This is a genomic window from Alteromonas sp. AWJ4_197 (assembly GCF_056160285.1).
Window position 1 is genome coordinate 1 of sequence record NZ_JBSWWW010000006.1, and the last position, 25,938, is coordinate 25,938.

Sequence of the window (25,938 nt, forward strand, 5' to 3'; positions counted from 1 at the left end):
ACGGTACCTGGTCCGCCAACGTGCCCATGGCGATTTCAGAAGGCTTGCTGGATGTGAACGTGTCGGTACTGGATGCAGCGGGCAATGTGGCCACGGTGAATACTTCCGGCCTGATTGACCTGACGCTGCCAGTGCTGAACATCAACCCGATCACCGATCTGGCCAGCGACACACCGCTTATCAGTGGTACGTCTGATGAAATCGGCGGTATCGTAACCATCGATATCACAGACGGTAACGGTGATACGCAAAGCTTCAACGCGACAGTTCTCGGCGACGGTACCTGGTCCGCCAACGTGCCCATGGCGATTTCAGAAGGCTTGCTGGATGTGAACGTGTCGGTACTGGATGCAGCGGGCAATGTGGCCACGGTGAATACCTCCGGTCTCATCGACCTGACGCTGCCAGTGCTGAACATCAACCCGATCACCGATCTGGCCAGCGATACACCGCTCATCAGCGGTACGTCTGACGAAATCGGCGGTATCGTAACCATCGATATCACGGACGGTAACGGTGATACGCAAAGCTTCAACGCAACAGTACTGGGCGATGGTACCTGGTCGGCCAATGTACCCATGGCAATTTCAGAAGGCTTGCTGGATGTGAACGTGTCGGTACTGGATGATGCCGGCAATCTGGCAACTGTCAGCACCTCAGGATTAATTGACCTGACACTGCCAGTGCTGAACATCAACCCGATCACCGATCTGGCCAGCGATACACCGCTCATCAGCGGTACGTCTGACGAAATTGGCGGTATCGTAACCATCGATATCACAGACGGTAACGGCGATACGCAAAGCTTCAATGCGACAGTTCTCGGTGACGGTACCTGGGCTGCCAACGTACCTGTTGCGATTTCAGAAGGCTTACTGGATGTGAACGTGTCGGTACTGGATGCAGCGGGCAATGTGGCCACGGTGAATACTTCCGGCCTGATTGACCTGACACTGCCAGTGCTGAACGTGAATGCCATTAGTGACCTCGCCAGCGACACACCGCTTATCAGCGGTACGTCTGACGAAATCGGCGGTATCGTAACCATCGATATCACGGACGGTAACGGCGATCCCCAGAGCTTCAACGCAACAGTACTGGGCGATGGTACCTGGTCGGCCAATGTACCCATGGCAATTTCAGAAGGCTTGCTGGATGTGAACGTGTCGGTACTGGATGCGGCGGGCAATGTGGCCACGGTGAATACCTCCGGTCTCATCGACCTGACGCTGCCAGTGCTGAACATCAACCCGATCACCGATCTGGCCAGCGATACACCGCTCATCAGCGGTACGTCTGACGAAATCGGCGGTATCGTAACCATCGATATCACAGACGGTAACGGCGATACCCAGAGCTTCAACGCCACAGTTCTCGGCGACGGCACCTGGTCTGCCAACGTGCCCATGGCAATTTCAGAAGGCTTATTAGATGTGAACGTGTCGGTGCTGGATGCCGCGGGCAATGTGGCCACGGTGAATACCTCCGGCCTCATCGACCTGACGCTGCCAGTGCTGAACGTGAATGCCATTAGTGACCTCGCCAGCGACACACCGCTTATCAGCGGTACGTCTGACGAAATCGGCGGTATCGTAACCATCGATATCACGGACGGTAACGGCGATACCCAGAGCTTCAACGCAACAGTACTGGGCGACGGTACCTGGTCCGCCAACGTGCCCATGGCAATTTCAGAAGGCTTGCTGGATGTGAACGTGTCGGTACTGGATGCCGCGGGCAATGTGGCCACGGTGAATACCTCCGGCCTCATCGACCTGACGCTGCCAGTGCTGAACATCAACCCGATCACCGATCTGGCCAGCGATACACCGCTCATCAGCGGTACGTCTGACGAAATCGGCGGTATCGTAACCATCGATATCACAGACGGTAACGGTGATACGCAAAGCTTCAACGCGACAGTTCTCGGCGACGGTACCTGGTCCGCCAACGTGCCCATGGCGATTTCAGAAGGCTTGCTGGATGTGAACGTGTCGGTAATGGATGCAGCGGGCAATGTGGCCACGGTGAATACCTCCGGCCTGATTGACCTGACGCTGCCAATCCTGAACATCAACCCGATCACCGATCTGGCCAGCGACACGCCGCTCATCAGCGGTACGTCTGACGAAATCGGCGCACTGGTAACCATCGATATTACTGACGGTAACGGCGATACCCAGAGCTTCAACGCGACAGTTCTCGGCGACGGCACCTGGTCTGCCAACGTGCCCATGGCAATTTCAGAAGGCTTACTGGATGTGAATGTGTCGGTGCTGGATGCCGCGGGCAATGTGGCCACGGTGAATACCTCCGGCCTGATTGACCTGACGTTGCCAATCCTGAACATTAACCCGATTGCGGACCTGACCAGCAGTACACCGTTGATTTCCGGTACCTCTGATGAAATCGGCGCTCTTGTCAGTATTGCTGTGACGGATGGTAACGGTGATACGCAAAGCTTCAACGCCACAGTTCTCGGTGATGGGACCTGGTCGGCGACTGTGCCAACCGCCATTTCTGAGGGCTTGCTGGATGTGAATGTATCGGTGCTTGATGATGCCGGCAATCTGGCAACGGTCAGCACGTCAGGATTAATCGACCTGACACTGCCCATCCTGACTGTTGATGCAATTGGTTTCACTAACGATTTAACACCGACCATCTCAGGTACATCTGATGAAATTGGTGCGACTGTAACCATTGAAACAGAAGACGCGCTGGGCGCAACCCAGTCGCTGACAACGACGGTAGCCGGCGACGGCACTTATACGCTGGATATCCCTACCGATGTAGCGGAAGGTATTCTGAATGTAAATGTGTCAGTGCTGGACGTGGCCGGAAACCTCAGTCAGGTAGCTCTGAGTGGCGAAGTCGATGTGACCCCGCCGTCACTGAATGTGACTCACGTACCTACAATTACTGAACCGTTTATCTCTGGAACTGCCGATCCGGAACTGGAAGGTCTGGCCGTCAATGTAGATTTGACTGCCAACATTCTGGGAATTGAGCAAACTGTGTCAGTAACCGCGACCGTTGCTGAAGATGGTACCTGGACATACGGACCGTTCCTCGATTTGGGTGTAGGCCCGTTATCGTTATCGGCATCTATTACCGATGCTGCCGGAAACGTAACCACTGTGAATGAAGGAGGAAGTCTGTCACTACTCGAAGGCTTCCTGAGTGGTCCAAGCTCTGACTCCGGCGATTCGGGTGATTCGGGTTCACTGCTCTCTCTGAACCTTGGCCCGTTAAGTATCGATATCTAAGGAAATTCAGAAAGAAAACAAAGGGTGTGCTTCTCTGCACACCCTTTTTATTTATAGAAAAGTTCGAGCAAACACGATAAATCAAGAAACTTATCTTTGAGTTCATCTGTCACCGGCATTGTCCGGAATGACATTTCCAGACTCTGCTCTCCGGATAACCACTCGAAAGCTTTAGCCCGCTCCTGAAGAGCTGATTCCATCTGAATCAGCGTATCAGTTTCCACGCCCATCATTATCGAACCGTACAGTTCATCAGAAAAAGGATACAGTACGCCACCAGCAATTTCCGGTAGTAAAAACTTTTTCAGAAAGGTTTTAAATTCCGTTATCTGAGTAATGTCACCATGAAGATTCTTCGGCGCAACGCGAATAGTGGCGATACTCAGATTCAAACGTGCAGCATTCTGTGCCAATAGCCGCGTCTGCTCTATAAAAAACTGTTTACCCGCGAATCCGAACTCATCGGATAACTGCTCATTGGCGACCATACGTTGCAGAGAATCATTCAACGCTTTGTTCTGATTTAACTCAACGTGCAGTTCATCCAATCGCCTGACCATATGATCATACTTGATTTGCAGGCCCAGCAATTCCTGCTGCTTTTCCATAACCCGGGTCATATCCAGGTGACATCCCAGCAGTCTTACCGGTTCTCCTTCGCTTGAATAAATTGCAATTCCTCTGCACCTTACCCAAATGACTGAACCATTTTTATGGCGATAGCGCACCATCTGATCATAGGGGATATCCGGATTCTTCAGGTGAAGCGCTAAATTGCGCTGGGCCACAGCCAGATCTTCCTCAAAGATTATGTCCTGCCATTCATGCACTTTGTGTTCTTTGAATTCAGGATCATAACCAAACAGACGCCAGAATTTTGGACTCATCCATTCATTGTCCGGCGATGTTAAATCCCAGTACCAGAGACCGTCGACAACTTCTTCCTGAAAAAACTCGAACATGAGTTTGTCATTCTGAAGCAAATCGTAGAGCTCAGTTTCCAGGTAGTGTTGCCCCGGTGAAAAAGAAGCCGGCTCTTTAGCATCGTCACGCATTTTTAACGACGGCACTCAATAATAGAAATGATAACGCCTTTCGCGGTACTACCAATTTTGTACTGGCTGACCGTCACTTCCAGTTCCCGGGTGCTGTCTTCCTCAGAGAAGATTTTAGTTACTGACGATTTTTGACCACGATTTACCTGAGACACCAGCTCATCCAGTTCTGTCAGGGGCTTTTTGAATGATAAATCTCTGAAATCCCGGTTGATGTCAAAATCGATGATATTGACATACTGCTTCATAGCCTGCGTAAACCGGCGGATTTTCAAATCGCTGTTCAAAAACAGTACCGCCAGATGCGTTGCAATCATCAAATTTTCTAAATCATTATTGATGTCAGTGAGCTCTGCAATTTTCTGTTGATACTCGCTGTTTACGGTATAAAGCTCTTCGTTCACCGACTGAAGTTCTTCATTGGTAGACTGAAGTTCTTCGTTAGCAGCCATCAACTCTTCGTTACTCGACTGCAATTCTTCACTGGTTGAATCCAGATCTTCCAGTGCTTCGCGGTAAAGCTTCTGGCAATCAATCAGCGCGTTATCCAGCTCTTCTATACGTTTTTCAGTTTGCTCACCCCGCTCATAGGTCACATCAGACACCGGCGCAGGCTTGATACCGCCCTTGAAGAAACTGAGAGCGAGATAGGCATTGTCAGGCCCGTTTTCGTGAAAAGCAAAACACCGCAGGGACCAGCTTTCCTCTGCATCCACTTTAATATCCTGCATCAGCACCGAGGAGTTTTCTCTTAACACCTGATGGGCAGCCGAAATCGCTTGCCCGGACAGTTCATCAATCAAAATATCTGACAAATCATAGGTCACCAGGCCCGGTCGTAATTTGGCAGTAAACAGTGAAGTATCGCCATAGCTGTACACCACCCGCAATTTACTGTCGGTGATCAATGTAGGCGGAATATACTCATCCATCACCGCCTGACGGCCAATGGTCGCGGCTTTCCTTTCCTTATCAATACGCTTGTTCGGCATACTCAAATAGTTGGTCACCGATTTGGGACGATAGTGACGGTTCTGGAAAGATGAGGTACTGCTGATTTGAGAGGATGGCACCTTGATGTCTTTAGTTTTCTGATAGATACGGTTACGCTGATCCGTAAAATCAAAGTAGATACTGAAACTCCCCGGCGATTCAGCCGTACCCAAAACCAGATATCCTCTGACTTTTAATGCAAAATGGAAGAACGCCATTACTTTCTGCTGGGCCGCATTTTGCAGATAGATAAGAGTATTCCGGCAACTTACCAGATTCATATTAGAGAACGGCGGATCCTGAATCAGGTTATGAGTCGCAAATACCACCATATTACGGATACGCTTGCTAATCTGATAATTGCTGTCGTTAAGGTGAGTGAAGTGTTTCGTCAAATATTCTGCCGGCACTTCTGAAGAAATACTGCTGGGGTAAGTACCGTTAGCCGCAAAAGCTATAGCAGACTGATCAATGTCGCTGGCAAATACCGTTACATGACGCTCAACCTGCAATTCATCCATCGCTTCAGCAAACAAAATAGCATACGAATATGCCTCTTCGCCGGTTGAGCAGCCCGGGCACCAGATGCGAATAGTTTCGTCTTTAGGTGTTTCCAGCACCAGTGGTTTCACTACATCTTCAAACAGCTTTTCCCACACCTCGCCATCACGGAAAAATTGCGTGACACCGATTAATAAGTCCTGCTTAACCAGCTCCACCTCGCCGGGCGTTGAGTTCAGGTATTCCCAATACTCATGCAAGGTGTGCTTGCTGTTTATACTCATCCGGTGTTCGATGCGGCGCGATACTGTAGACTCTTTGTAAGCACGGAAATCAAGCTCGGTACGATCATTTATCAGAGCCAGAATATCATCGAGAATTTTTGAATTTTTTGATAGGTGCTCACGGAATTTACTCCGTGTTTCACGGGCCAGAGGATGCTGGATAAAACGCTTAATCTGGTCAGGAATGTCACGGATAGGTAATACGAAGTCTACTGAGCCGGTGTTAATGGCATTTAATGGCATACCGTCAAATTTGGCTTCTTCAGGGTCCTGGGCAATCACCATGGCGCCCATCTCTTTCAGAGACAGCACTCCCCTGCTGCCATCAGAACCAGTACCGGAGAGAATAACTCCGATTGCATGATTCTGCGCATCTTCCGCAAGAGTGCGGAATAACTCATTAATTGGCAGGTTAATGCGATTATCCGGAGGTAAATCAGAAAGGTATATTTTTCCTTCTGCAATGCGCATCAATTTGCCGGCCGGGATAAGGTAAACAGTATTGGCCAGTAACTCTTCTCCTTCAACTGCCTGATGGACTGCCATTGATGTATTCTTACTCAGCAATTCATCCATCATGGATTTAAAATCTGGTGACAGATGCTGAACGATTACATATGAGGCACCTAAATCAGTTGGCAGCAGACTGAACAACTCCTGCAATGCTTCCAGACCACCGGCAGAAGCGCCAATTCCCACAATATAGTGTGATGCCTTCTGGTTTTCCGAGTTTTCCATGTTCCCGTTCCAATTCCCAATGTGTTTTTATGATGCGAGTCGCTGTTTTAGCAGCATTTTCTCCAGTGTATCCGAATCTACAGGGCGAGAGAAATGAAATCCCTGAAAAAGATGGACGCCCATTTTTCGGCACATCTGATACTGCTCATCCGTTTCTATACCCTCAGCCAGAATTTGTAAGCCCAGGCTGTTCCCCATACCAATCATTGCTTTCAGCGTTTTCCTGAACTTCTCGGTATCAAGCATATTTTCGATGAAGTACCGGTCGATTTTCAGTTCATTAAAATTGTAATTCATCAGGCGCTTGAATGAACTGTAGCCAGTGCCAAAATCATCCATGGAAATGAGAAAACCACGCCGGACCAGTTGCTCAATTTGCTGTTCTACTCTGGCGCTGTTCCGCTCCAGCATATTTTCGGTAACTTCAACGCAGACAGCGGTAAACGGGATATGTCTTTGCAAACACAAATTTGTGATGGTTTTAGAAAAGTTTTCTTCTTCCAGTTGAGATATATCCACATTAAGATTCAGGTACAAACTGCTATGTTGTGCACGAAGTCTGGCAAACCCATCCAGTGCCCTTGTTAGCGCCTGGTTGAACAATGCCTCATCCATATTATTTCGCTTGGCAAAGGTGATAACTTCTTCAATGCCTTTAAAAAATTCAAACGGCTTAGTGAAACGGGCCAGTGACTCCACGGAAACAATTTCACCGCTGAGATTGTAAATTGGCTGAAAATGACTAACTAACTCGCCCTTATCCAACACCTGTTGCAGTTCGTTCTTCTGATTTTTTACCCATTTACGCTGCTCCCTTAAATTCACATCGTAAATTTTGAAATGTTCAGTGACAAAAGCCCCTTTCTTTACTTCGTACATGCCCTGATCAGCAGCATCGACAACCGCCTGAACTTTATCTGTGCGGGAAGTGAATTCTTCAAACTGTATAGTAGGCGTCCAGGCAATCCCGATACTGCACTGAATGGACAAATCTTTCCCTTCTATTGTCGTTACCCTGTTGAGCGCGTTGGAAATCTTTTTCGCAATGTTACCCACTACTTTCTCTGTCGTGACGCCTGGCATGCAAATCACGAACTCGTCGCCACCAAAACGGGCGGATAAGTCCTGCTCACGCACTACAGCCTGTATTCGTCTCGCGACAACTTCAAGCACTCTGTCGCCGAATTTGTGGCCCAGGGTATCGTTAATGTCTTTAAACTTGTCCAGGTCAACAAATACAAACAGAGAGCGGCTGAATTTAGCTTCCTCGAGTTCTTCCACTTTACGGATAAACGCGCTGCGATTTAACAGTTCAGTCAATGGATCGTGATCTGCCATATACTGGAGTTTGGTTTCGGCGCGAAACTCTTTAGTAATATCGTTCACTGTAATAGTGGCACTGATAAAATTATCACGGTGGTCAAAATAGGCGGCCAGTTGAACTGAAAAAACGAAAATACTGCCAAGAGGACTGACAAACTCCATACGGGTTTTATAAAGACTACGTTTCAGTTCCTTATCCATAATATGCGCCTGGAACTCACGGGTCACTTTCGGCGGCATATAATCAGTCCAGCCCCTGCCGTAAAGCTCATCCATGGAGGTTTTCATCATGTCTGCGCAGCGTGCATTCACAAAGACAGCGTTCCAGTGGCGATCTACATTGATTACTCCCACGGGTAAATCGTGTGCAATCTTAGTGATGCTTTTGCTGTCAGAGAATACTGAAAGCGCCCACGGACAAGTCGGGTCACCGGTGGATGAAAGTACACAGTGATACCCGATAAGCTTTTCAACTTCTACCAGTTGGGGAGTCTGACTTGCTTTATCGGTATCCAGTTGATGAAGTGCGGAAGGCAGTAAAGAGGTGTAGGCGAACCGGGAAACATTCGGTGTTGCCCGGCACAACTTCTTATCCTGATCGTAATATGCGGTGAACCCGTCATTGAGTTCGACTAACAGCTCACTGACATTTCCTGATGGGTGAAACACTGGTTCTTTCGTTACTGTATGACTCACCGTTGAAAACCCTGTAAAAGTGACATCCACTCATGTGCAACCACTTTCATACACATCCGTTATATAGCATAGACGCTATATCAAATAACGGGATATCAGGGTAAAAAGTTCAGTATTGCGCGGTCTGAACAACCGCGCAGGAGGAGATTTTTCGCTATTTTTGATAAGGAGACACACCGCCTTCTTCAATAAACCGGTCGATGCGTTGTTCAAGCACAGACAAAGGTACTGAGCCCAGTTGCAAAACCGCATCGTGGAAATGGCGGATATCGAATTTTTCACCTAATGCAGATTCAGCGCGGGCACGGTTTGATTCCATTGCCATTTGTCCCAGGTAATAAGACAACGCCTGACCCGGCCATGCAATATAACGATCAACTTCGGTGGTAATTTCATGGACCGACAGCGCCGTGTTGTCTTTCATGAACTGCTGCGCCTGTTCACGGCTCCAGCCTTTTGCATGGATACCGGTATCTACCACCAGCCGTGCTGCACGCCACATCTGATAGCTCAGCATGCCAAAGATTTCATAGGGGGTGTGGTAAATTCCCATCTCTTCGCCCAGCTTCTCGGTATACAGAGCCCATCCTTCTCCGTAAGCAGAAATGTAGCTTTCCCGCCGGAAGTCCGGGATCCCGTCATTTTCCAGTGACAACGGCATCTGGAAGGCGTGTCCCGGTGCTGACTCATGCAGGGTCAGGGCAGGCAGCGAATAAAGCGGGCGTGAAGGTAAATCGTAGGTGTTTACCAGATAAACGCCCGGACCACCGCGGCCGGCAGTATAAAACGGTGCAATATCATCAGGCACAGGAATAATAGCAAAACGGGCACGGGGCAGATGACCGAAAAAGTCAGAGGCCACGGCATCAAACTCTTTGGCTGTCCAGGCCGCTCTGTCGAGCAGCGCCTGAGGCGTATCGACATAGAACTGCGGATCGGTGCGCAGGAAATGAAGGAATGCGGCTAAATCGCCATCAAAATTCACTTCAGCCATGACATCGTGCATGCGGTCACGGATTTTCGCCACTTCATCCAGACCAATCTGATGAATTTCTTCCGGCGTTAGATCCAGTGTGGTGTACTTTTTTGCCTGAGCACGGTAATAAGCTTTGCCATCAGGTAAATCGTAAGCGGCAATGGAAGGCTGTGCCCCGGGGATGTACTCTTCAACTAAAAAGGACAGCAGCTTTTTATGCGCAGGGATCACCGCTTCGCTGATCGCTTTTTGTGCCTGTGCACGCAAAACCTGTTGTCGCTGTGCAGAGATTTTGGCAGGGAACTTAATAAACGGCTGAAAATACACGTTATCTTCACCAGCAGCGTCAACTACCGACTCCACAGAGCGTTCACGGCCATCCAGAGAAATCGCCGGTAAGGTAAACTTCCGCGCAAGACCCATTTTCATGTTGGCAATCTGTTGATCAAAATACCGTGGCATATCGTTAAGCCAGGCGATGTAATTCACATAATCCTGTTCGCTGTGAAATGTCTCCCGCGCCAGGTATGTCAGGTCGCTCCAGAATGCGGTATCACCCAGCAAAGGCTTTTCCCAGCTACGGTATTCCTGATCCATAATGAGGTTTTCAATCTGATTACGGTATACCGCATAGTTGGTCTGATTCTCTTCCGACAATGTGGCGGTATCAATAGTATTCAGCTCTCTCAGCACAGACTGCCAGCGGCTCAGGCGCTTTTCCTGCGTGGCCTGACTCACATCCGGCAAAGCAGATGGCGCTGCGTGTGTATCGCTGTTTTCATCCACACTGTAGTAATTCTTACGCCACTGCCATTCCTGCGAGTATAAGGTTTCAAACTGGCCGTCGGCGGTATCTGTTGCAAGGGGTTCAGAAGCCGCATACACCGCAGCACTTCCCTGAAAGGCCAGAAAGACGGATAAACTGAGGATGCGTACAGAGCGTGTAAAAGTGGTCACAAATATTCTCCCTGTTTTTATTGTTATGTACCTGAAATGGGTTGTATTGAGTTTTAACACGGCGGGACAACGGATTACCAGATTTAGCCGCCGGTTGTGCAAATTGAGCGGATAAACAGCAAATCGGCAGGCGGACTGAATTTACCGCCGGACGAGGAGATCCTTTGCTTATATATCCGTATGATAGCAACCACAAGAAGCCGGACAGATAACCGGCAAAATAAGCGAATTTACCGGAGGTAACATGACAGGAAACGGCATAGGCGGAAAAACAAAAGAAGAAGCTTTGTCCACGCTTCAGGATATGACAAAAGATACTGTGGCGATTGGCAAAGAAGAGTTTGAAGCCAGGATCCGAAAAGCGCAGGCATTAATGAAAGCGCAGGGTATTGCGGCGCTTTACCTTAATGCCGGCACCAATATGACCTATTTCACCGGCCTTGAATGGTACGCCAGTGAAAGACTGGTGGGCGCATTACTGCCAGCAGAAGGTCCGGTCACTTTTATCGCACCGTTTTTCGAAATAGCTTCCCTGTCTGAACGTCAGATCATCGCCGGTGACATTGCCGGCTGGCAGGAACATGAAAGCCCATATGTCCTGTTCGCCCGCTTGTTAAAACAGACCGGTGTAAAGCCAGGTGATAAAGTGGGTATTGATGAATCAACGGCCTTTTTTATTACCGACGGTTTTCAAAAAGCCATGCCGGAGCTCCAACTGGTTAACGCCAGTCCGGTGACTGCAGGATGCCGCATGCATAAAACGGCACCGGAACTGGCCCTTATCCAGCGGGCCATGGATATGACGCTGGAGGTGCATAAAGCCGCCGCCAGTATTCTTTACGAAGGGATCACCACCACCGAAGTGGAACAGTTCATTAATCAAGCGCACAAGAAAACCGGCGCGCCGGCAGGTTCGTGTTTCTGTATCGTACTGTTCGGTAAAGCCACCTCTTTTCCTCATGGCGTGAAAGATCCACAGGTATTGAAACCCGGCGATCTGGTGCTCATCGACACGGGCTGTAAATTAAAAGGTTATCTGTCTGACATAACCCGTACTTACTGCTTTGGAGAGCCTACAGAAAAACAGGCCCGCTTGTGGCAAGCAGAAAAAGAAGCGCAGATTGCCGCGTTTAACGCAGCACAACCCGGTACGCCTTGCGGACGGGTTGATGCCGCAGCCAGAGACTGTCTGGCGGGCTACGGGCTGGGCCCCGATTATCAGTTGCCCGGCCTGCCCCACCGCACCGGTCACGGTATCGGCATGGACATACACGAATGGCCCTATCTGGTGAAAGATAATCCGCAGCCGTTGGCTACCGGAATGTGTTTCAGTAACGAGCCGATGATTGTGGTCCCCGGGGATTTCGGGATCCGCCTTGAAGACCATTTCTACATGACAGATGAAGGCCCAGCATGGTTTACTGAGCCCGCTAACAGTATTGAGAAACCTTTTAACTAAGATGAGTTATTCCATTCCTGCGCAGCGTTACGAAACCCTGCTGGAAATTAAGAAGAGTAAATTTTATGCCTGTGCCGGCTTCGCCCAGACCCGCGAAGACGCCATGCTGATGCTTGATGAAGTGAAAGCCCGCTATCCGGATGCCAGGCATCATTGCTGGGCGTATCTTTTAGGCCATCCCGACCAGCCTCTCAGTGTGGCGATGTCTGATGACGGAGAACCTTCCGGCACTGCCGGAAAGCCTATACTCAATGTATTACAGCACAAACCGGTGGGTAACATCATGATGATTGTTACCCGCTATTTTGGCGGTATCAAGCTGGGGGCCGGCGGACTGGTCCGCGCCTATTCTGGCGCAGCACAACAGACCATGGAAACCCTGCCGGTTATTACACAGGTTAAACTGAATGCCTTTACCGTGACCACTGATTTTGCTCAGGAGCAATTTATCCGCCACTGGACTGAATCGGTTAAAGGTAAAGTCACAGATTGCACTTACTCGCAGGCTGTAACCCTCAGCATTGCCATACCCGACAGCGCCGTGGAGGCTTTGCGTCAGTATGAAGGAAGCCTCGGTTTGACAGTAAAAGCCGTTAAAGGGTGACGGTTTGTTAACTACAAAGGCGTAATCCCCGGACAGCGTCATACTTCTGCAGCATTTTGAGTGTACAAGTGTACGCTGAAACTATACACTGGTTTTTATCGACTGGTAAGATCTGTGGGAGCATCACATGACACAATCAGAAAAGCGGCCTGCTGCGGCAAAAGCCTACTCTGTGCTGGAAGAATGGTTAAATAGTATCAGCCATGGTGCGGGGTTTGTTGCGGCCGTTGTGGGGCTGGTGTTTTTACTGCTTCGTGCTGAGCAACCGGTAGCCATCGCCGCAGCCGCCGTTTACGGTACCACGCTGATCCTGATGTTTCTCAGTTCTACCCTCTATCACAGTATTTCCCACACCAAAGTAAAGGGGATCCTGAAGCTGTTTGATCACAGCGCAATTTATTTGCTCATTGCCGGGACTTACACTCCCCTCCTTCTGGTCGGTATCGGCGGATGGCTGGGAATTACGATGACCGCAATTGTGTGGATCCTGGCTACAGGCGGTGTTGCCTTTAAACTCATTGCCCGGCACCGTTTCCCGAAGGTATCTGTGGCAACTTACCTGCTGATGGGCTGGATAGCCCTTGGCCTTATTTATCCGCTTTATATGGCGCTGCCGGGTGCCGGACTGTGGCTGATAGTTGCCGGGGGACTATGCTTCAGTATCGGTGTGTTATTTTACGTTGCCAAGTCAAAGCGTTACACTCACGCTATCTGGCATCTGTTTGTGCTGGGTGGCTGTAGTTGCCATTTCTTTTCAATTTATTATTTTGTGGTGTAAACACTCAAGCATGAACACAAGCGACAAACCGTCTTCTCACCGTCTGATCACCGGAACGGCATCCATCACACTGGGTGCGGTGCCGGATGCGCAAAGTATTCAGACGCTTAAACAACAGGGTATCACCCACGTTATCACACTGCAGACCTCATCAGAGCATGCTGAACAGGTGGAACGGCTGGTAAAAAATGCGGGTATGCACTGGCGCTGGTTTCCGTTTACCGAAACCCTCGACAGCACGGAGACCGGACTTGAATTACTGAGGCAGTATATTCAGGAGCTGGGTAAGCTTACCACTGAGGGCAAACAGCTTTATTTTCACTGCAACGATGCCAGAAGCCGTTGTATGTTGTTAATTTTTGCCCTGCTCCACCATCGCCGCATCCCGTCATCCAGTGCCTACCCTATGCTACACGACCTGTCATCAGGCTCAGCAAACCGTTTAAGCCGTGCAGAATTACAGTGGGCAGCCAGCCTCGGGTTATCGGTGCATTAATAAGACAACCTGTTGCCTGCGAAGTGTATTCAAAACAAGACACTCCGCAGGTTTCCTCTTACCTCTTTGAGGTTCTGACAAGTCCTGAACCGGTTAAAACCGCAGAGCCGCAAGGCTTCACCGTTAAATCCCCATTGTGGCCTTTGTTTTGCTTCTGACAGTAATGAGTAATTAGTTTCTTCTCATTTTCCCGTCACGGAGTATCTTAATGCGACTATCGCCGCAATCAGTCTATGCCTCACTGTCACTTCCACGAAATCTTCGCACGTCACGCCCTTCACACTTCGTTAAAGTACTTGCGTTAGGGTTGTCCTGCCTGACTGTACACTTCGCACAAGCCGCGAGCGTAGCACCGGCTCAACCGGGCAGCATGGCGCTGGAGAAAATCGCTGCGCAAGGCGTGTCAGATTTACAAAGTGCAGAGGCATTAGTGGAAGATTTAGCGGCTTCGAAGCGCTACGGACGGATGCTGAATCTGCTTAAGCAGGACTACAACGACGAGTCCGGTGAGATTTTAATGATGATGAGTCGCGGCGAGTCACTGGAAAACGCGACACTGAAGTTAGCCAAAAGAGCTGGATCTGAAACCGCGATGGGCCATGTGGTTAAATCGGCATTTATTCTGTTTCCTCTTAATCAGGCTGACTTATACCATTATTTGCAACAACACCTGGGGATACGGGATACACTGCTGAACAAGTGGGCAGAAAATGCAGGGGTCCTTACTGAACCAACTATGCCGGCTCCCGATGATAAGGGTCTGTTTATTCAGCCACTCATTGAGTCTGCCAGTATATCGGTATTTGATGTCACTGCTGACACCCGCGCAGAATTACTTTATCGCCGCTCAGGTACTGAACAATGGCAGAAAGGCAGGGATTTAAGTTTCGAACCGGTCAACGGTATCCTGACAGGGCCGGTTGTATATCTTGAAGCCGGCACAGCGTTCGATGTGAAGGTAGTTCTGCATGCGCCTCAGCAGCCTGTGAGGAAAATTGAAAGCCAGTTTACCACCCGCGCGGATAAACCTGTGATTGACCCGGATAAGGTATATAAACTCTCCGACATTTATAAAGGCGGCATGCTGGATCTTGAAGCGCTGGGCATTGAAGGCAGCAAAGACGGGTACGCCAAAATTGTGGGGGACGCCGGCACAGTCATTACCCCTGACGATTCAGATAAATACGCTATCTTTACCGGCGACAACAGCTATATCTACTTTGAAAACATCACCATAGAAGGCGCGAGAGTGCATGCTATTTATGGTGAAAAAGGCCATGATATCTGGATAAACCAATGTGATATTTCCGGCTGGGGCCGGGCGCCGAACGTCATGAAAAAAGGCATTGCCTATGAAATGGAAGATGCCGGCCCGATTAACTATGACTCAGCCATTTACTTTCGTCAGTCCGGCGTGATCACGGTGGAAAACTGTCACGTGCACGATCCCCGCGCCATTGCCAATGACTGGTCTCATGGTCACCCGAAAGGACCCAACGCGTTTCTTGCACACGCAAACCATCCTGACCCGCAATTTAAAGGTCAGGTGATTGTTCGTAACAATCACTTCACCGGTACAGCAGACCACCGTTTAAATGATGTCATTGAAGGGCGCAAGAATGCAGAGCCTCTTGGCGGTTTTGTCCGTGACTCGGCGATTTATAACAATGTACTGGCATATTCCAACGATGATGCCATTGAAGTGGACGGCGGCCAGCAGAATGTACTGGTTTACAACAACGACATTTCACACACTTACTCGGGAATAAGTATTACGCCGGTTCGCGTTGGCCCGGGCTTTGTGTTTAATAACTATATCCATGATTTGGGCGACTTGCGGGGTAAACAGTGGGCGTCAATCAAGATGGGTGGCCTGCTCATCAGTCCGCTGGGACAAAGCATTATTCTGCATAACCTAATCACCACAAAACGTAACGGATTAACCGCTTCGCGGTTTAAAGACGACAATACATTCTGGACGCAGGTACAGAATAATGTGGTCATTAACCAGAAAGACGCGAACCGTTCCGGCTTTGCCGTTTTCGATCCGCAGGGCTACCCTGAATCAGAATATATCAACAATTACTTCTATAACCTTTCTGCGGGCAAGCCGAAAATTCAGGCGAATATTACCGTGCCCTATGAATTTGATGAGGCTAAACTGAATCAGCAAATCGCAGAAGCTTTATTTATAAAAGGCAAAACCGTATTGCTCCCAAATTCTGACAAATACCGTATAAACAACTTCACCAGACTCAATGAAGACGGCACACAAGCAATCTACGGAATTATTGAGTAACAATAAATAAGCAACATCAAGTGCAGTAACAAGGACGTCAGTCTCTATGTCGTTGAAAGCCAAGTCCCTTAAGGGCGCGTTTTTTAATTTATCCGCGAATGGCGCAGGCCAGCTGGTAAATTTTGTCGTCTACGCCATCATGGCGCGTATTCTGGGCGTTGAAGAGTTCGGTCTGGTGGCTATTTGTCTGATGGTCACCGATTTCTGTAACCTGTTCGTCACCGTGGGCGTATCGCAAAATCTCATTCAGCGCAAAGAATGGGACAATAACTTCGCCAGTTTATCCTTCTGGTTTTTGATGGGTGTGTCACTGGTCATCGCAATTTTGATGTTCGCTGTGGCAGTGCCCGTTGCCTGGTACACCTATTCCGAACTCGCCGCTCAACTTATTGCGGCGCTGGCAATTATTCCGCTGGCTAACGGTTTGCGCCTGGTCCATAAAGCAAAAATGGAACGGGATTTTGCCAATAAACGGCTGGCGGCCTACGACACAGCCGGCGTGCTGGTTGGAGGCGTAGTGTCTGTCGCCACGGCATTAACCGGCTTCGGCGCATGGGCGATTATTCTCGGAAAAGTTGTTCAGGCTTTTGTTTCTACAGCCCTGACCTGGCACGGCTCGGATTTCCGTCCCGGTAAGGTAGAGGATAAGTCCCACCTGCCTGAAATCATCCGCTTTGCGAAACCGCTGATCGCCATGTCTTTCATGAATTTCTTCTCCCAGCGTACATCAAACATCGTTATTGCGGCCTTTCTCGGGGCCGCCACCTTTGCCTACACCTCAGTGGCAAGACAAGGGTTTTCAGTATTGAACAACCTCACTTTCCAGCCACTGAACAGAATTGCTCTGGCCGGTCTGGCAAGGGTTGAGGACCACAAACTACCGGCAACCTTCGCCCGTGTGGTCAGCATGACCGCCATCTTCGTTACACCGGTGTACTTCGGTGTCGGTGCTATCGCTCATCCGTTTATTGATGTGGTGTTCGGTGATAAATGGACTGACAGCGCATACTTATTGTCTATTCTGGCGCTGCAAACGCCCTGTAACGTGATGGCGTACTATCTGCCTAACTTGCTGATTGCAAGAGGCTTACCGGCTCAGGCATTTAAACTTAACCTGATAAACCTGACCTTTAACTTCCTGTTTCCGTTAGCTGCTGTTCCCTGGGGCCTGTATGCAGTGATCTCTGCGCTGGTTGTTGCTAACTTTATCACCCTGGTGCTGAAATTTATGCTGGTGAAAAAATCTCTGAACATTAGCCTTACAGACGCATTCAGAGAAACCTGGATGTTCACCCTTACCGGTACAGTAATGTTCTGTGTGGTGTTATATGTCGAGCGCAATCACTTACTGGGACTGGATAACGTATTTCTTGAGCTACCCGCTCTGGTTGGCCTTGGCGCATTGATTTACTGCGGCAGCCTGCTACTGTTTTTCCGCAAGAAAACCCTGGCCATTGCGAAAGAATTTAAATCAGGAAAGAAAAAGAAGAAGGTGTAGCTGTCTTATCCAGCCGGACTGACCGACAGCCATGCTGAGAGATTTGCTAAGCGCAATCTCTCGGCATGTTTGAGGGACTGATCATGGCGGCTTCAGACTTGTGTACCGGCACATCGACTTTACCACTGGCAATCACTTCACCCAGTTGCCATAACCGCCATTCTCCCCGTTCATAAATATCCCAGGTTTCATCGTGAGTCAGCGGTTCTGTTGCGATAACACTCACCACGTCTGCCGGCGTGGTTTCAGAGGCAAAATCCACTTCCACCTCAACATCTTTCAGACAGGCCGGTCCGAATGGTGCCCGGCGGGTAATGCTGGCCAGCTTGGTACTGCAAAAAGTGAACAGCCAGTCACCGTTACTCAGCAAGCAGTTAAACACACCCTGCTCAGCATATTCTTTTGACAGGGCCACCAGCGAAGCAGCCAGTTGCTCAGGCATAGCATCGCGGGGCAAAGTCTGACGGATTTGATTCATTAAATCGCAGAACAGCTCTTCACTGTCTGTGTCACCGATAGCTTCGTACATACCGGCTCTGCGGGTAAAACCGGGGATCTGGCCATTATGGGCAAACACCCAGCAACGCCCCCACAATTCACGGGTAAACGGATGCGTATTAGAAAGGTTAATGTTACCCACATTCGCCTGGCGAATATGGCAGATTGCCGTTTTGCTCTTTATCGGTAACTTTGAAACAAATTCAGCGATTTGAGAAGTCGCGCAGGGTTCGGGATCGTGAAAAAGCCGGACGCCCTTTCCTTCATAAAAAGCGACACCCCAGCCATCTTTGTGAGGACCGGTTTCCCCTCCCCTGCGGGTCAGGCCGGTAAAACTGAAACATAAATCGGTTGGCGTATTGGCACTCATGCCAAGGAGTTCGCACACTGTGCATTCCTTTCTTAGAGGCAAAGGCTGGTAGCGTAGCCAAAAAATTTGTCGGTGGCAATGCTTTGACTTCCGGCAAATGTTAACGTAGTGTGAGAGACGAACGTCATTAAAAATAAGCTCTGTTGAAGTGACATTTTATGATTAATTTTGTAGTGAGGTAAAAATGTCAGAAGATTCAGTTTCAACCACCGACGATTCACTATTTACCACTTTTCTGACCAACACCATCGATGGCGCACTTATTATCGAAAATGGTCGTATAAAAAGTTGTAACGACAGCTTTCTCCGGCTTCTGCGTTACGAAAGCAGGGACTCTCTTACCGGACGCGATTTACTACACATTTCTGCAGAATACCAGACTGCAAACGTATCGTCTGAATCGATGTTCCACAGTATTCAAAAAGAAAATGCAAAAAACTCGAGCTTCAAATTTGATTGGTTATTTCAAAAATCTGATCAAACGTTGCTCTGGACAGAAACAACCATAACCAGATTAGATTCCGGCGATGCCAGCGTATTGTTGTTGATGATTCGGGACATATCTCTGCAAATGGAACTGGAACAGGAGATATATAAAAGAAATCAGGCTCTTGAAGCTTCAAATGTCGGTTTGAACTTTGTAATAGAGAATCTGGCTGAAACGCAGGGACAGCTTATCCAATCAGAAAAAATGGCCAATATCGCCCGTCTTGTTGCCGGTATCGCCCACGAAATCAACACGCCTGCTGGCATAAGCCTGACCGGTATCACTCAACTGCTGGAGGAAAGTAAAATTGTCCAGCGTCAATATGAAGATGGCAGCCTGACTCAGGATGAATTTGAAGATTTCATCAGCAGCGTCACTGAACTCTCAGAAATGGTGAAAGGCTCAATTGATAAAGTCTCCCATCTCATCTCAAGCTTTAAGAAAATTGACATTACACAGAGCGCCGATGAGGAGCAACCGGTAAATGTAAGGACACATATCGGAGATACTTTATACTGCCTCGAGAGTTCACTGAGCGCATCAATGATTGAAAATCAGATTGAATGTGCAGAAGATATTAACGTCATAATTAAGCCTGAATTGTTATCACAAATCATCAGCAATCTGGTGATAAACTCTATTCAACATGGCTACGGGCCGGACAAGCACGGCCATATCTATATTTCTGTGAAACGTGAATCTGCCAATCAGTTTACCTTGCTCTATAAAGACGACGGGTGTGGTATCGATGCGGAACATATTCATAATATTTTCTCTCCGTTCTACACCACCAGAAGGAAAGACGGGCACATCGGTCTGGGCCTGAGTATTGTGTACACCATCGTCACTCAGGGACTGGGAGGAACGATTGAATACATTGACAACGAAGGATGCGGCGCGCAATTTCTTATTAAAGTAAGGTTGAAGGAGGCACAGGCTTCAACAAGTACCGGTGCATTGGCAGATGCAAAGTCAGCGTGACACACTGACTTTGCTATTGGTGTTTACCGTCACTCTGCACCCCAGAGATCGAAGGGGAAAGCCTGATAAAGCTTATCTGTGATTGCGGTGAAATCCGGTGGCGCAGGTAAATTCATAGAGATGCCTTCCGCCAGGCTGGTCACCTTGGGAATTTCAGTACGACCTGTGCCCTGATAGTAATCTTCATATTTAAACATCGACTCGCCGCTGCCGGAATCGTAAAAAATGGCAGGCACGCCGTATGCTTCGGCAATGATGACACCATGTAATGAACTGGAAATAACCCGTTTGCTGTTCACGATAGCTTCAATGAACGAGCCGGGATACTGCATGGGTGTAACCAGATCCTTTTCATAGCCTTCATACTGCGCCATATCATCGTTCATATGGTTGATAATGATGTAGTCTTTTTTGTGCGCCTTTTCCATCAGGTGCTTTGAATAAAAATGAGGAAGCAGTAACGCCGGGTCACCGTAAACTTCCGGTACACTGATGCCACGGTTCATAAGGTATTCACGGGTAAGAGGGCCGCGTACGGCACGGACGTCGAGGTTATCAAACTGAATGACCTTATCGCCCATTTTTTTGTTATAACCAGTGCCCCACAATGTATCTCCGTCCCGCGCAAAATGCAGAACAGAACCCACACTGACCAGCTTGGTTGAGGGATCCAGTTTGTCTTTGATGAGCTTTCCTTTCATAGCGAGTACGCGCTTCACCAGATCGTAAGCCACATAATCGCCGATATTTGGCCGGTCGTCTTTCTTCGACTGCCACCAGTACACCCGCTTTTTCTCTTCTGCCAGCGCCTGTTTTTCTGCCCATTGATTTAACATAGTTTTCCTTTAATACTCACGGCGGATTACGCCGTCGTTCCACTCTTTATCTGGCTCAGAACCTGTCTGAATCAGGATAATTTTTTCGACAACTTGTGCCAGAAACTTTCACGGTTAAAACGTAACAGTTCATCGTCGCCGTCAAACTCCTGCTGAAACCGTACCTGCCATTGTTTGTTTAAAATGTTACTTTGCTTTTTGGTCACCGGCGTTGGCGGAATACGGTGACTTTCCACCGCCAAATCCATAAAGTCAGCAATTCGGAGTACAGAATTAGCGGTGTTGGCTTTGACATCTGCAAAATTCAATTCCATATATTTGCTGCCGGTTGCCGCCAGGGTGTATCGCCAGGACGCATTTTCCAGGCTGACGCGGCGCAGGCCTGCTTCAATATCTTCAAAGTTGTATTCCGGATCTGCCGCCGGCTTGCCCTGCTGTGATATCCATGCCCCGGTTTGTCTGGCTACTGCCAGCGATACAGCCTGAGCCATCACATCTTCACGGGTAAGCAACACAAAATGCGGATTCGGCAGCATTTTGCACATCGCTTTGAACCCGCCGAACTCTTCGATATGGGAATAGTGCACTTTGATACCGAACACACCATTCGGGGATGTCCGCCGCGCCCTGAGTTCATCAAGCACTTCCGGCAAAGTCCTGCGGTTAAGACGCAGTTTCCATTCGTCGAGGTTTTTTCTGTTCACGTATTCAAGGGGAAAGCCAAAAGCGCCGGTTTCGTGAAGCACATGACCAAGCATATGACTGCCTGAACGCACGGTTGATGCAATCACCAGTGTTTTTTGGGTTTCCGTCTGATGAGGGAAGTCGTGTTCTGAAGAAAACTGATCCTGATAGAGTTCCATGACTCTTCTCCTGTAATGAGGGCCCGTAACCCTAACTGACCCGCTGTCGCACTTTTTTTACCGTTACCGCAGCCAGGTGGTTCAATGTCACAGACAAACCGGCAATGTGAACAGACTTCATCACCCATTTAAGCTTGTCTTTTTTTAGTGGCAAATACACCAGTAATTGAGCAGCCACCCGTTTACGGTAATTCCCGTCTCCGAGAAACTGGCGGTGTTTGTCTGCTGAGCGCAGGCGCACCACCGCTTCGTCCGGCGTCATTTTCGCTACTTTGGCGCCGATGCCGTCCATATTCATGAAGCGGTACAAAAAGATGGGCTTGGGAATATTCCATAATGAATAGCCCAGCTCTGAAAGCCTCACGTACATATCCCAGTCCTGCCCGTTGGGCAGGGTTTCATCGAAACGTTCCTTTAGAGCGATATCACGTTTCACACTGAAACCGCTCATACCGCAATATTGATTACCGGTGCGGAGTACTTCGCGCTCTACCCGTCTTGAAGGCTGCACGAACAGTTGCTCACCACCTAAAACCTGATAACCGCTGACCACAGCGTCCGCGCCGTTGTCGTAAGCTTTCTTGTGTTCCCACAAATATTCCGGCAGCCATATGTCGTCGTCATCGAGAAAGGCAATGTAATCACCTTTTGCGCTGTCCACCCCAATGTTACGAGCCTTGTTCGCACCCGATGATTCTTTCAAAAAGTGATAGTGAAAATTCGGCTTTTCTGAAAATTCAGTGAGAATGTCATCATATGGCAAGGAAGATGCATCATTCACTACAATCACCTCAAGCGGCTGCTCAACTTGTGCATATACACCGTCCAGCGCTTCTTTGAGTTCTGCAGGTCGATTGAATGTTGTAATAACAACGCTGAATTTGTCGCTCATTGGTATCCCTGTGAGTTGCAATCCGAATAGGAAGTCTGCGTAGATTTCCCGAACATGAATATGATGGAGCAAGAATCATGCAAGAAATCTTAAAGCAGCAATCAGAGAAGTATCTCGCCCGATATCCGAAAATCTTTTTCTGCCACGTTCCCAAGTGTGCCGGCGTCTCTCTGTCTAATGCCATCTATCAGTCTGTCTATCCATCACTGCTGAAAGCAACCCGCTTCACCGGCCATATTGATCTCAGAGCCAGCAGGGAGTGCGAGAAGTTACTGGGAGTGGACATGATGACCGCAAGGGAAACCCAGTTAACCTTCCAACTCAGCAGCAAACACCAGGTATTTACTACCGGCCATTGTGTGGCGCGCCCTGAGGTAGTCAGTAACTTTTACAAAGACTGGCACTTTTTGACGATACTCAGAAAGCCTGCAGACCGCTTTATTTCTGAATACGTATACAACCGCTTTAAAGAATCGGAATGGCAGAAAAACGAAACTGACATCGAAGAATATCTGCAGTCAGAAAAGGCGCTTAACTCGGCAGTCACCTATGCCCGCTATTTTTCCGGATACCGCAATGCCGCTGATATTATGGCGAATGCAGATGATGTGATTGCTAAAGCTGTTGCAAATTTGCGTCATTTCTCGGTGTACGGCACGCTGGAGCAAATGGATAAATGGCAGGAAGATTTTAATCAGCGCTTCAGCACCCGCATCAATATTGCCAGCAAAAATACCAGCCCGAATCGTGGTGCCTCATCAGCCATTACCAGTAACCCGAAATTAATGGGCGTTATTACAGAGCTGAACCGCGTCGACCAGGCCATTTATGATGCTGTGTTTGCGATGGTGAATGACAAACAAACCTTGCAGGCCAGAGCAAGCTGATATTTGGCTGCAACGAAAAAGCCCTGCTACGACGCAGGGCTTTTTGTTATGAAACGGCAAGAGATAATCAGGTAGTCAGTACTACCCGCCAGGATTCTCTGATAGCTTCCTCACCGTAGCGGTCTACAGCTTGATTCACTACCACACTGGAATCAACGTACTCCAGATTGGCCAGTTGGGTTTCCAGATTATCCGGTTCAATTATTTTAACGAAAGGAAACTCTCTGGCCTTCATTCGCGCGAAGGCGGAATCGAAACACAGCACATTAGCGCCTAAACTCATAGCCATGTAAAAGGTGCCGGAGGATATCATCGCGTTATCATCGTGGGCCATGATAACAAAGCGCGTGTCAGACACCGCGTCTTCCAGCGTTTCTTCTTTTACAAATTCATTATTCCAGTCCACCTGCAAACCTCTCTGGTCAATAATACTGTACAACCTGGCTGCATATTCCTTGTCGGAACAAAAGCCCATCACCTGCAATTTTTGATTCAGCGGCCACACCTCTAACAGTTTATCGAGGCGCTTGTAGGGCTTAATTGATCCAAAGTACAGAAAGTCGTTACCTTTTTGGGTATCTCCGATGGCCTCAAAGAATTGAAATAGATCCCTGTCGTTAAAATAAAGCGGGTGCTTCACCACGCTTGATTCTATTCTGTCGGTCATTTCAAGGGTGACAACCCGGTCCGCAATAAGCGTCAAGAGCTTCAATATGAACGTGTAAAGTGTAGAGTGAGTACTTACATTGTGAGGCTTGTAGTTGTGACGTACCCAAATTACTTTGCTACTGAACAAGGGAATGGAACAGACAGTAAGAAAGAATGCGAGGAGGAAGGCCCAGCGTTTGGGCCCGCTCATGCCCTTGCGAAAGGGCTGATCTTCATACCAGTTTAATACCAGCCAGTTTTCCTTTCTGCTGAACAGGTTTGCCGGACGGAAGAGGTGTTTGAACGGGCGGATATCATATCCCAGCTCGCTGAATGCCCCTTTTATCCTGTCGACAAACCCGTTGCTATGCACAAAAGGATACAGAAACAGCTTACGTCTTTCAGTCATCAGGCCGCCGTACGTGGTTGAACAGGAATGCCCATAGCAAGGTTATTCGCAATCACGTAAGTATCATCAGAGATAGCATCCCAGTTGAAGGTGTTCAGGAACGCTTCTTTATTAATAGCCAGCTTCATATCATCCACGTGGGTGATTTTGTAGGCAAGCGCGTCAGTATCGCCAACCTTGAAGTAAGCATCTTCCGGCAAACCGATATCGGTGTTCGGTGTAATATCACTGATTATCACTTCTGTACCGGCACTGATGGCTTCCAGTGCGACGATAGGCAAGCCTTCGTGGTAAGACGGTAATACAAATACCCGGGCGAACTTGTACAGAGCGTTCAGCTCATCCCCCTGACGGCGGCTGGCAAAAATAATTTTATCGCTGGCCTGCTTTTTCAGTTTCATAGAGTATTCATCTTCGTGGTCTGCACCACCTACAATGACCAGTTTCAAATCTGTGTCAGATTTTTTGTAAGCTTCGACTAAGTCGTGAAAGCCTTTCTCAGGAACGAGGCGACCAACAGTAAGTACATACTTACCCGGTTCAATACCTAGATCCTTTGGCAATGCTTCAGCACCCATCTGAGTATCCATATCGGTTTTAGCACCGTTGGGTACGAACAGGATACGGTTCGATTTACCGGAGAAACGGTTCTTCAGCACGCCGGTGAGAGAACGGCCAACCACAATGGCGCGGTCTGAAAATTTCACAGCCATGGTTTCGCCAAACTTCAAAATATTTTTGGCAAACTGATTCCATTTCTGTCTGTCATAGTCAGCGCCATGGTGAGTTACCATAACCTGCATACCCAGCAGCTTTGCCAGTGGTGTAAACAGAGCCGGCCCGATACCGTGAATATGCAATACATCCGGCTTTACCACGAAGCGGGCGTAAAAAATAGCCAGAAAGGTGTGTAAAAATGTCTCGATGAACTTATGCTTCAAAGTCCACACGGAACGCAGTTTTACGCCTTTGTATTCTTCAACAGACTGATCCACATATGGTGAGCGGCAAATCACAGTGACATCCATGCCCGATTTGACCAGCCGCGGATACAGTTGCTGGCAATGAGATTCGATTCCGCCCATTACGTCGGGAATTCCTCTTAGTCCTACGGCACATAGTTTCATAACATTCTCCAATA

The 25,938-nt window shown here is 48.7% G+C and carries 19 protein-coding genes; 9 read left to right on the plus strand and 10 right to left on the minus strand.

From position 1 onward, the window contains the following. Window positions 1-3,269, plus strand: a 3,269-nt coding sequence (locus ACXAGC_RS13865; RefSeq protein WP_474844852.1) for a beta strand repeat-containing protein, incomplete at its 5' end; no start/stop codon positions are given. Window positions 3,270-3,316: 47 nt separating this feature from the next. Here ACXAGC_RS13865 and ACXAGC_RS13870 read toward each other — a convergent pair. From ACXAGC_RS13870 to ACXAGC_RS13885, 4 genes are all read right to left on the minus strand, one after another. Beyond that, entirely contained in the window at window positions 3,317-4,324 is a 1,008-nt protein-coding gene (locus ACXAGC_RS13870) for a PAS domain-containing protein (protein ID WP_474844853.1), read from the minus strand. A gap of 2 nt (window positions 4,325-4,326) precedes the next feature. Then, window positions 4,327-6,840, minus strand: coding sequence for a chemotaxis protein CheB (locus ACXAGC_RS13875; RefSeq protein WP_349584607.1), 2,514 nt, complete (start codon window positions 6,838-6,840; stop codon window positions 4,327-4,329). A 27-nt stretch (window positions 6,841-6,867) separates the two neighbouring features. Continuing rightward, window positions 6,868-8,859, minus strand: a complete 1,992-nt coding sequence (locus ACXAGC_RS13880; protein ID WP_474844854.1) for a sensor domain-containing protein — start codon at window positions 8,857-8,859, stop codon at window positions 6,868-6,870. A 154-nt stretch (window positions 8,860-9,013) separates the two neighbouring features. Beyond that, the gene (locus ACXAGC_RS13885; RefSeq protein WP_474844855.1) at window positions 9,014-10,792 is read right to left on the minus strand and encodes a DUF885 domain-containing protein; all 1,779 of its coding nucleotides are present in this window, start codon (window positions 10,790-10,792) and stop codon (window positions 9,014-9,016) included. A gap of 244 nt (window positions 10,793-11,036) precedes the next feature. On the opposite strand from ACXAGC_RS13885, the gene ACXAGC_RS13890 reads away from it, so the two are divergent. The 6 genes from ACXAGC_RS13890 (at window position 11,037) to ACXAGC_RS13915 (ending at window position 17,926) form a co-directional block, all read left to right on the plus strand. After that, window positions 11,037-12,251: a M24 family metallopeptidase gene (locus ACXAGC_RS13890; protein ID WP_474844856.1), complete on the plus strand. Its 1,215-nt coding sequence runs from the start codon at window positions 11,037-11,039 to the stop codon at window positions 12,249-12,251. Between the two features lies 1 nt (window position 12,252). Further along, window positions 12,253-12,855 carry a YigZ family protein gene (locus tag ACXAGC_RS13895; RefSeq protein ID WP_474844857.1) on the plus strand — a complete coding sequence of 201 codons (603 nt, stop codon included), beginning with the start codon at window positions 12,253-12,255 and terminating at the stop codon, window positions 12,853-12,855. A 127-nt stretch (window positions 12,856-12,982) separates the two neighbouring features. Further along, window positions 12,983-13,633 carry a PAQR family membrane homeostasis protein TrhA gene (gene trhA, locus ACXAGC_RS13900; RefSeq protein ID WP_474844858.1) on the plus strand — a complete coding sequence of 217 codons (651 nt, stop codon included), beginning with the start codon at window positions 12,983-12,985 and terminating at the stop codon, window positions 13,631-13,633. Between the two features lie 10 nt (window positions 13,634-13,643). Further along, entirely contained in the window at window positions 13,644-14,129 is a 486-nt protein-coding gene (locus tag ACXAGC_RS13905; protein WP_474844859.1) for a protein-tyrosine phosphatase family protein, read from the plus strand. A 208-nt stretch (window positions 14,130-14,337) separates the two neighbouring features. Beyond that, window positions 14,338-16,428 carry a right-handed parallel beta-helix repeat-containing protein gene (locus ACXAGC_RS13910; RefSeq protein ID WP_474844860.1) on the plus strand — a complete coding sequence of 697 codons (2,091 nt, stop codon included), beginning with the start codon at window positions 14,338-14,340 and terminating at the stop codon, window positions 16,426-16,428. 46 nt (window positions 16,429-16,474) lie between these two features. Next, the gene (locus ACXAGC_RS13915; protein WP_474844861.1) at window positions 16,475-17,926 is read left to right on the plus strand and encodes an oligosaccharide flippase family protein; all 1,452 of its coding nucleotides are present in this window, start codon (window positions 16,475-16,477) and stop codon (window positions 17,924-17,926) included. Window positions 17,927-17,972: 46 nt separating this feature from the next. Here the strand turns inward: ACXAGC_RS13915 and ACXAGC_RS13920 are convergent, their stop codons facing one another. Then, entirely contained in the window at window positions 17,973-18,812 is an 840-nt protein-coding gene (locus ACXAGC_RS13920; RefSeq protein WP_474844862.1) for a class II glutamine amidotransferase, read from the minus strand. Window positions 18,813-18,978: 166 nt separating this feature from the next. Here ACXAGC_RS13920 and ACXAGC_RS13925 point away from each other — a divergent pair, with 166 nt between their 5' ends. Next, the gene (locus ACXAGC_RS13925; RefSeq protein WP_474844863.1) at window positions 18,979-20,262 is read left to right on the plus strand and encodes a PAS domain-containing sensor histidine kinase; all 1,284 of its coding nucleotides are present in this window, start codon (window positions 18,979-18,981) and stop codon (window positions 20,260-20,262) included. A gap of 29 nt (window positions 20,263-20,291) precedes the next feature. Here the strand turns inward: ACXAGC_RS13925 and ACXAGC_RS13930 are convergent, their stop codons facing one another. The 3 genes from ACXAGC_RS13930 to ACXAGC_RS13940 form a co-directional block, all read right to left on the minus strand. After that, the gene (locus ACXAGC_RS13930; protein WP_349584529.1) at window positions 20,292-21,098 is read right to left on the minus strand and encodes a polysaccharide pyruvyl transferase family protein; all 807 of its coding nucleotides are present in this window, start codon (window positions 21,096-21,098) and stop codon (window positions 20,292-20,294) included. 71 nt (window positions 21,099-21,169) lie between these two features. Continuing rightward, window positions 21,170-21,961 carry a Stf0 family sulfotransferase gene (locus tag ACXAGC_RS13935; RefSeq protein ID WP_474844864.1) on the minus strand — a complete coding sequence of 264 codons (792 nt, stop codon included), beginning with the start codon at window positions 21,959-21,961 and terminating at the stop codon, window positions 21,170-21,172. 31 nt (window positions 21,962-21,992) lie between these two features. Then, window positions 21,993-22,853, minus strand: a complete 861-nt coding sequence (locus ACXAGC_RS13940) for a glycosyltransferase family 2 protein (protein WP_349584526.1) — start codon at window positions 22,851-22,853, stop codon at window positions 21,993-21,995. A gap of 77 nt (window positions 22,854-22,930) precedes the next feature. On the opposite strand from ACXAGC_RS13940, the gene ACXAGC_RS13945 reads away from it, so the two are divergent. Next, a complete protein-coding gene (locus tag ACXAGC_RS13945) occupies window positions 22,931-23,740 on the plus strand; it encodes a sulfotransferase family 2 domain-containing protein (protein WP_474844865.1) in 810 nt (269 codons plus the stop codon). A 67-nt stretch (window positions 23,741-23,807) separates the two neighbouring features. On the opposite strand, the gene ACXAGC_RS13950 is transcribed toward ACXAGC_RS13945, so the two are convergent. After that, window positions 23,808-24,797 carry a hypothetical protein gene (locus ACXAGC_RS13950; RefSeq protein WP_474844866.1) on the minus strand — a complete coding sequence of 330 codons (990 nt, stop codon included), beginning with the start codon at window positions 24,795-24,797 and terminating at the stop codon, window positions 23,808-23,810. Continuing rightward, on the minus strand, window positions 24,797-25,924 hold the full coding sequence (locus ACXAGC_RS13955) for a glycosyltransferase family 4 protein (protein ID WP_474844867.1): 1,128 nt from the start codon (window positions 25,922-25,924) through the stop codon (window positions 24,797-24,799). Before ACXAGC_RS13955 ends, ACXAGC_RS13950 begins: the two co-directional genes overlap by 1 nt. Window positions 25,925-25,938 lie beyond the last annotated feature (14 nt).

Coding starts and splice junctions, on each gene's coding strand:
- ACXAGC_RS13890 (WP_474844856.1), top strand. CDS start 11,037: ATGACAGGAAACGGCATAGGCGGAAAAACAAAAGAAGAAGCTTTGTCC.
- ACXAGC_RS13945 (WP_474844865.1), top strand. CDS start 22,931: ATGCAAGAAATCTTAAAGCAGCAATCAGAGAAGTATCTCGCCCGATAT.
- ACXAGC_RS13955 (WP_474844867.1), bottom strand. CDS start 25,924: ATGAAACTATGTGCCGTAGGACTAAGAGGAATTCCCGACGTAATGGGC.
- ACXAGC_RS13905 (WP_474844859.1), top strand. CDS start 13,644: ATGAACACAAGCGACAAACCGTCTTCTCACCGTCTGATCACCGGAACG.
- ACXAGC_RS13935 (WP_474844864.1), bottom strand. CDS start 21,961: ATGGAACTCTATCAGGATCAGTTTTCTTCAGAACACGACTTCCCTCAT.
- ACXAGC_RS13930 (WP_349584529.1), bottom strand. CDS start 21,098: ATGTTAAATCAATGGGCAGAAAAACAGGCGCTGGCAGAAGAGAAAAAG.
- ACXAGC_RS13870 (WP_474844853.1), bottom strand. CDS start 4,324: ATGCGTGACGATGCTAAAGAGCCGGCTTCTTTTTCACCGGGGCAACAC.
- ACXAGC_RS13910 (WP_474844860.1), top strand. CDS start 14,338: ATGCGACTATCGCCGCAATCAGTCTATGCCTCACTGTCACTTCCACGA.
- ACXAGC_RS13895 (WP_474844857.1), top strand. CDS start 12,253: ATGAGTTATTCCATTCCTGCGCAGCGTTACGAAACCCTGCTGGAAATT.
- ACXAGC_RS13940 (WP_349584526.1), bottom strand. CDS start 22,853: ATGAGCGACAAATTCAGCGTTGTTATTACAACATTCAATCGACCTGCA.
- ACXAGC_RS13915 (WP_474844861.1), top strand. CDS start 16,475: ATGTCGTTGAAAGCCAAGTCCCTTAAGGGCGCGTTTTTTAATTTATCC.
- ACXAGC_RS13925 (WP_474844863.1), top strand. CDS start 18,979: ATGTCAGAAGATTCAGTTTCAACCACCGACGATTCACTATTTACCACT.
- trhA (WP_474844858.1), top strand. CDS start 12,983: ATGACACAATCAGAAAAGCGGCCTGCTGCGGCAAAAGCCTACTCTGTG.
- ACXAGC_RS13950 (WP_474844866.1), bottom strand. CDS start 24,797: ATGACTGAAAGACGTAAGCTGTTTCTGTATCCTTTTGTGCATAGCAAC.
- ACXAGC_RS13875 (WP_349584607.1), bottom strand. CDS start 6,840: ATGGAAAACTCGGAAAACCAGAAGGCATCACACTATATTGTGGGAATT.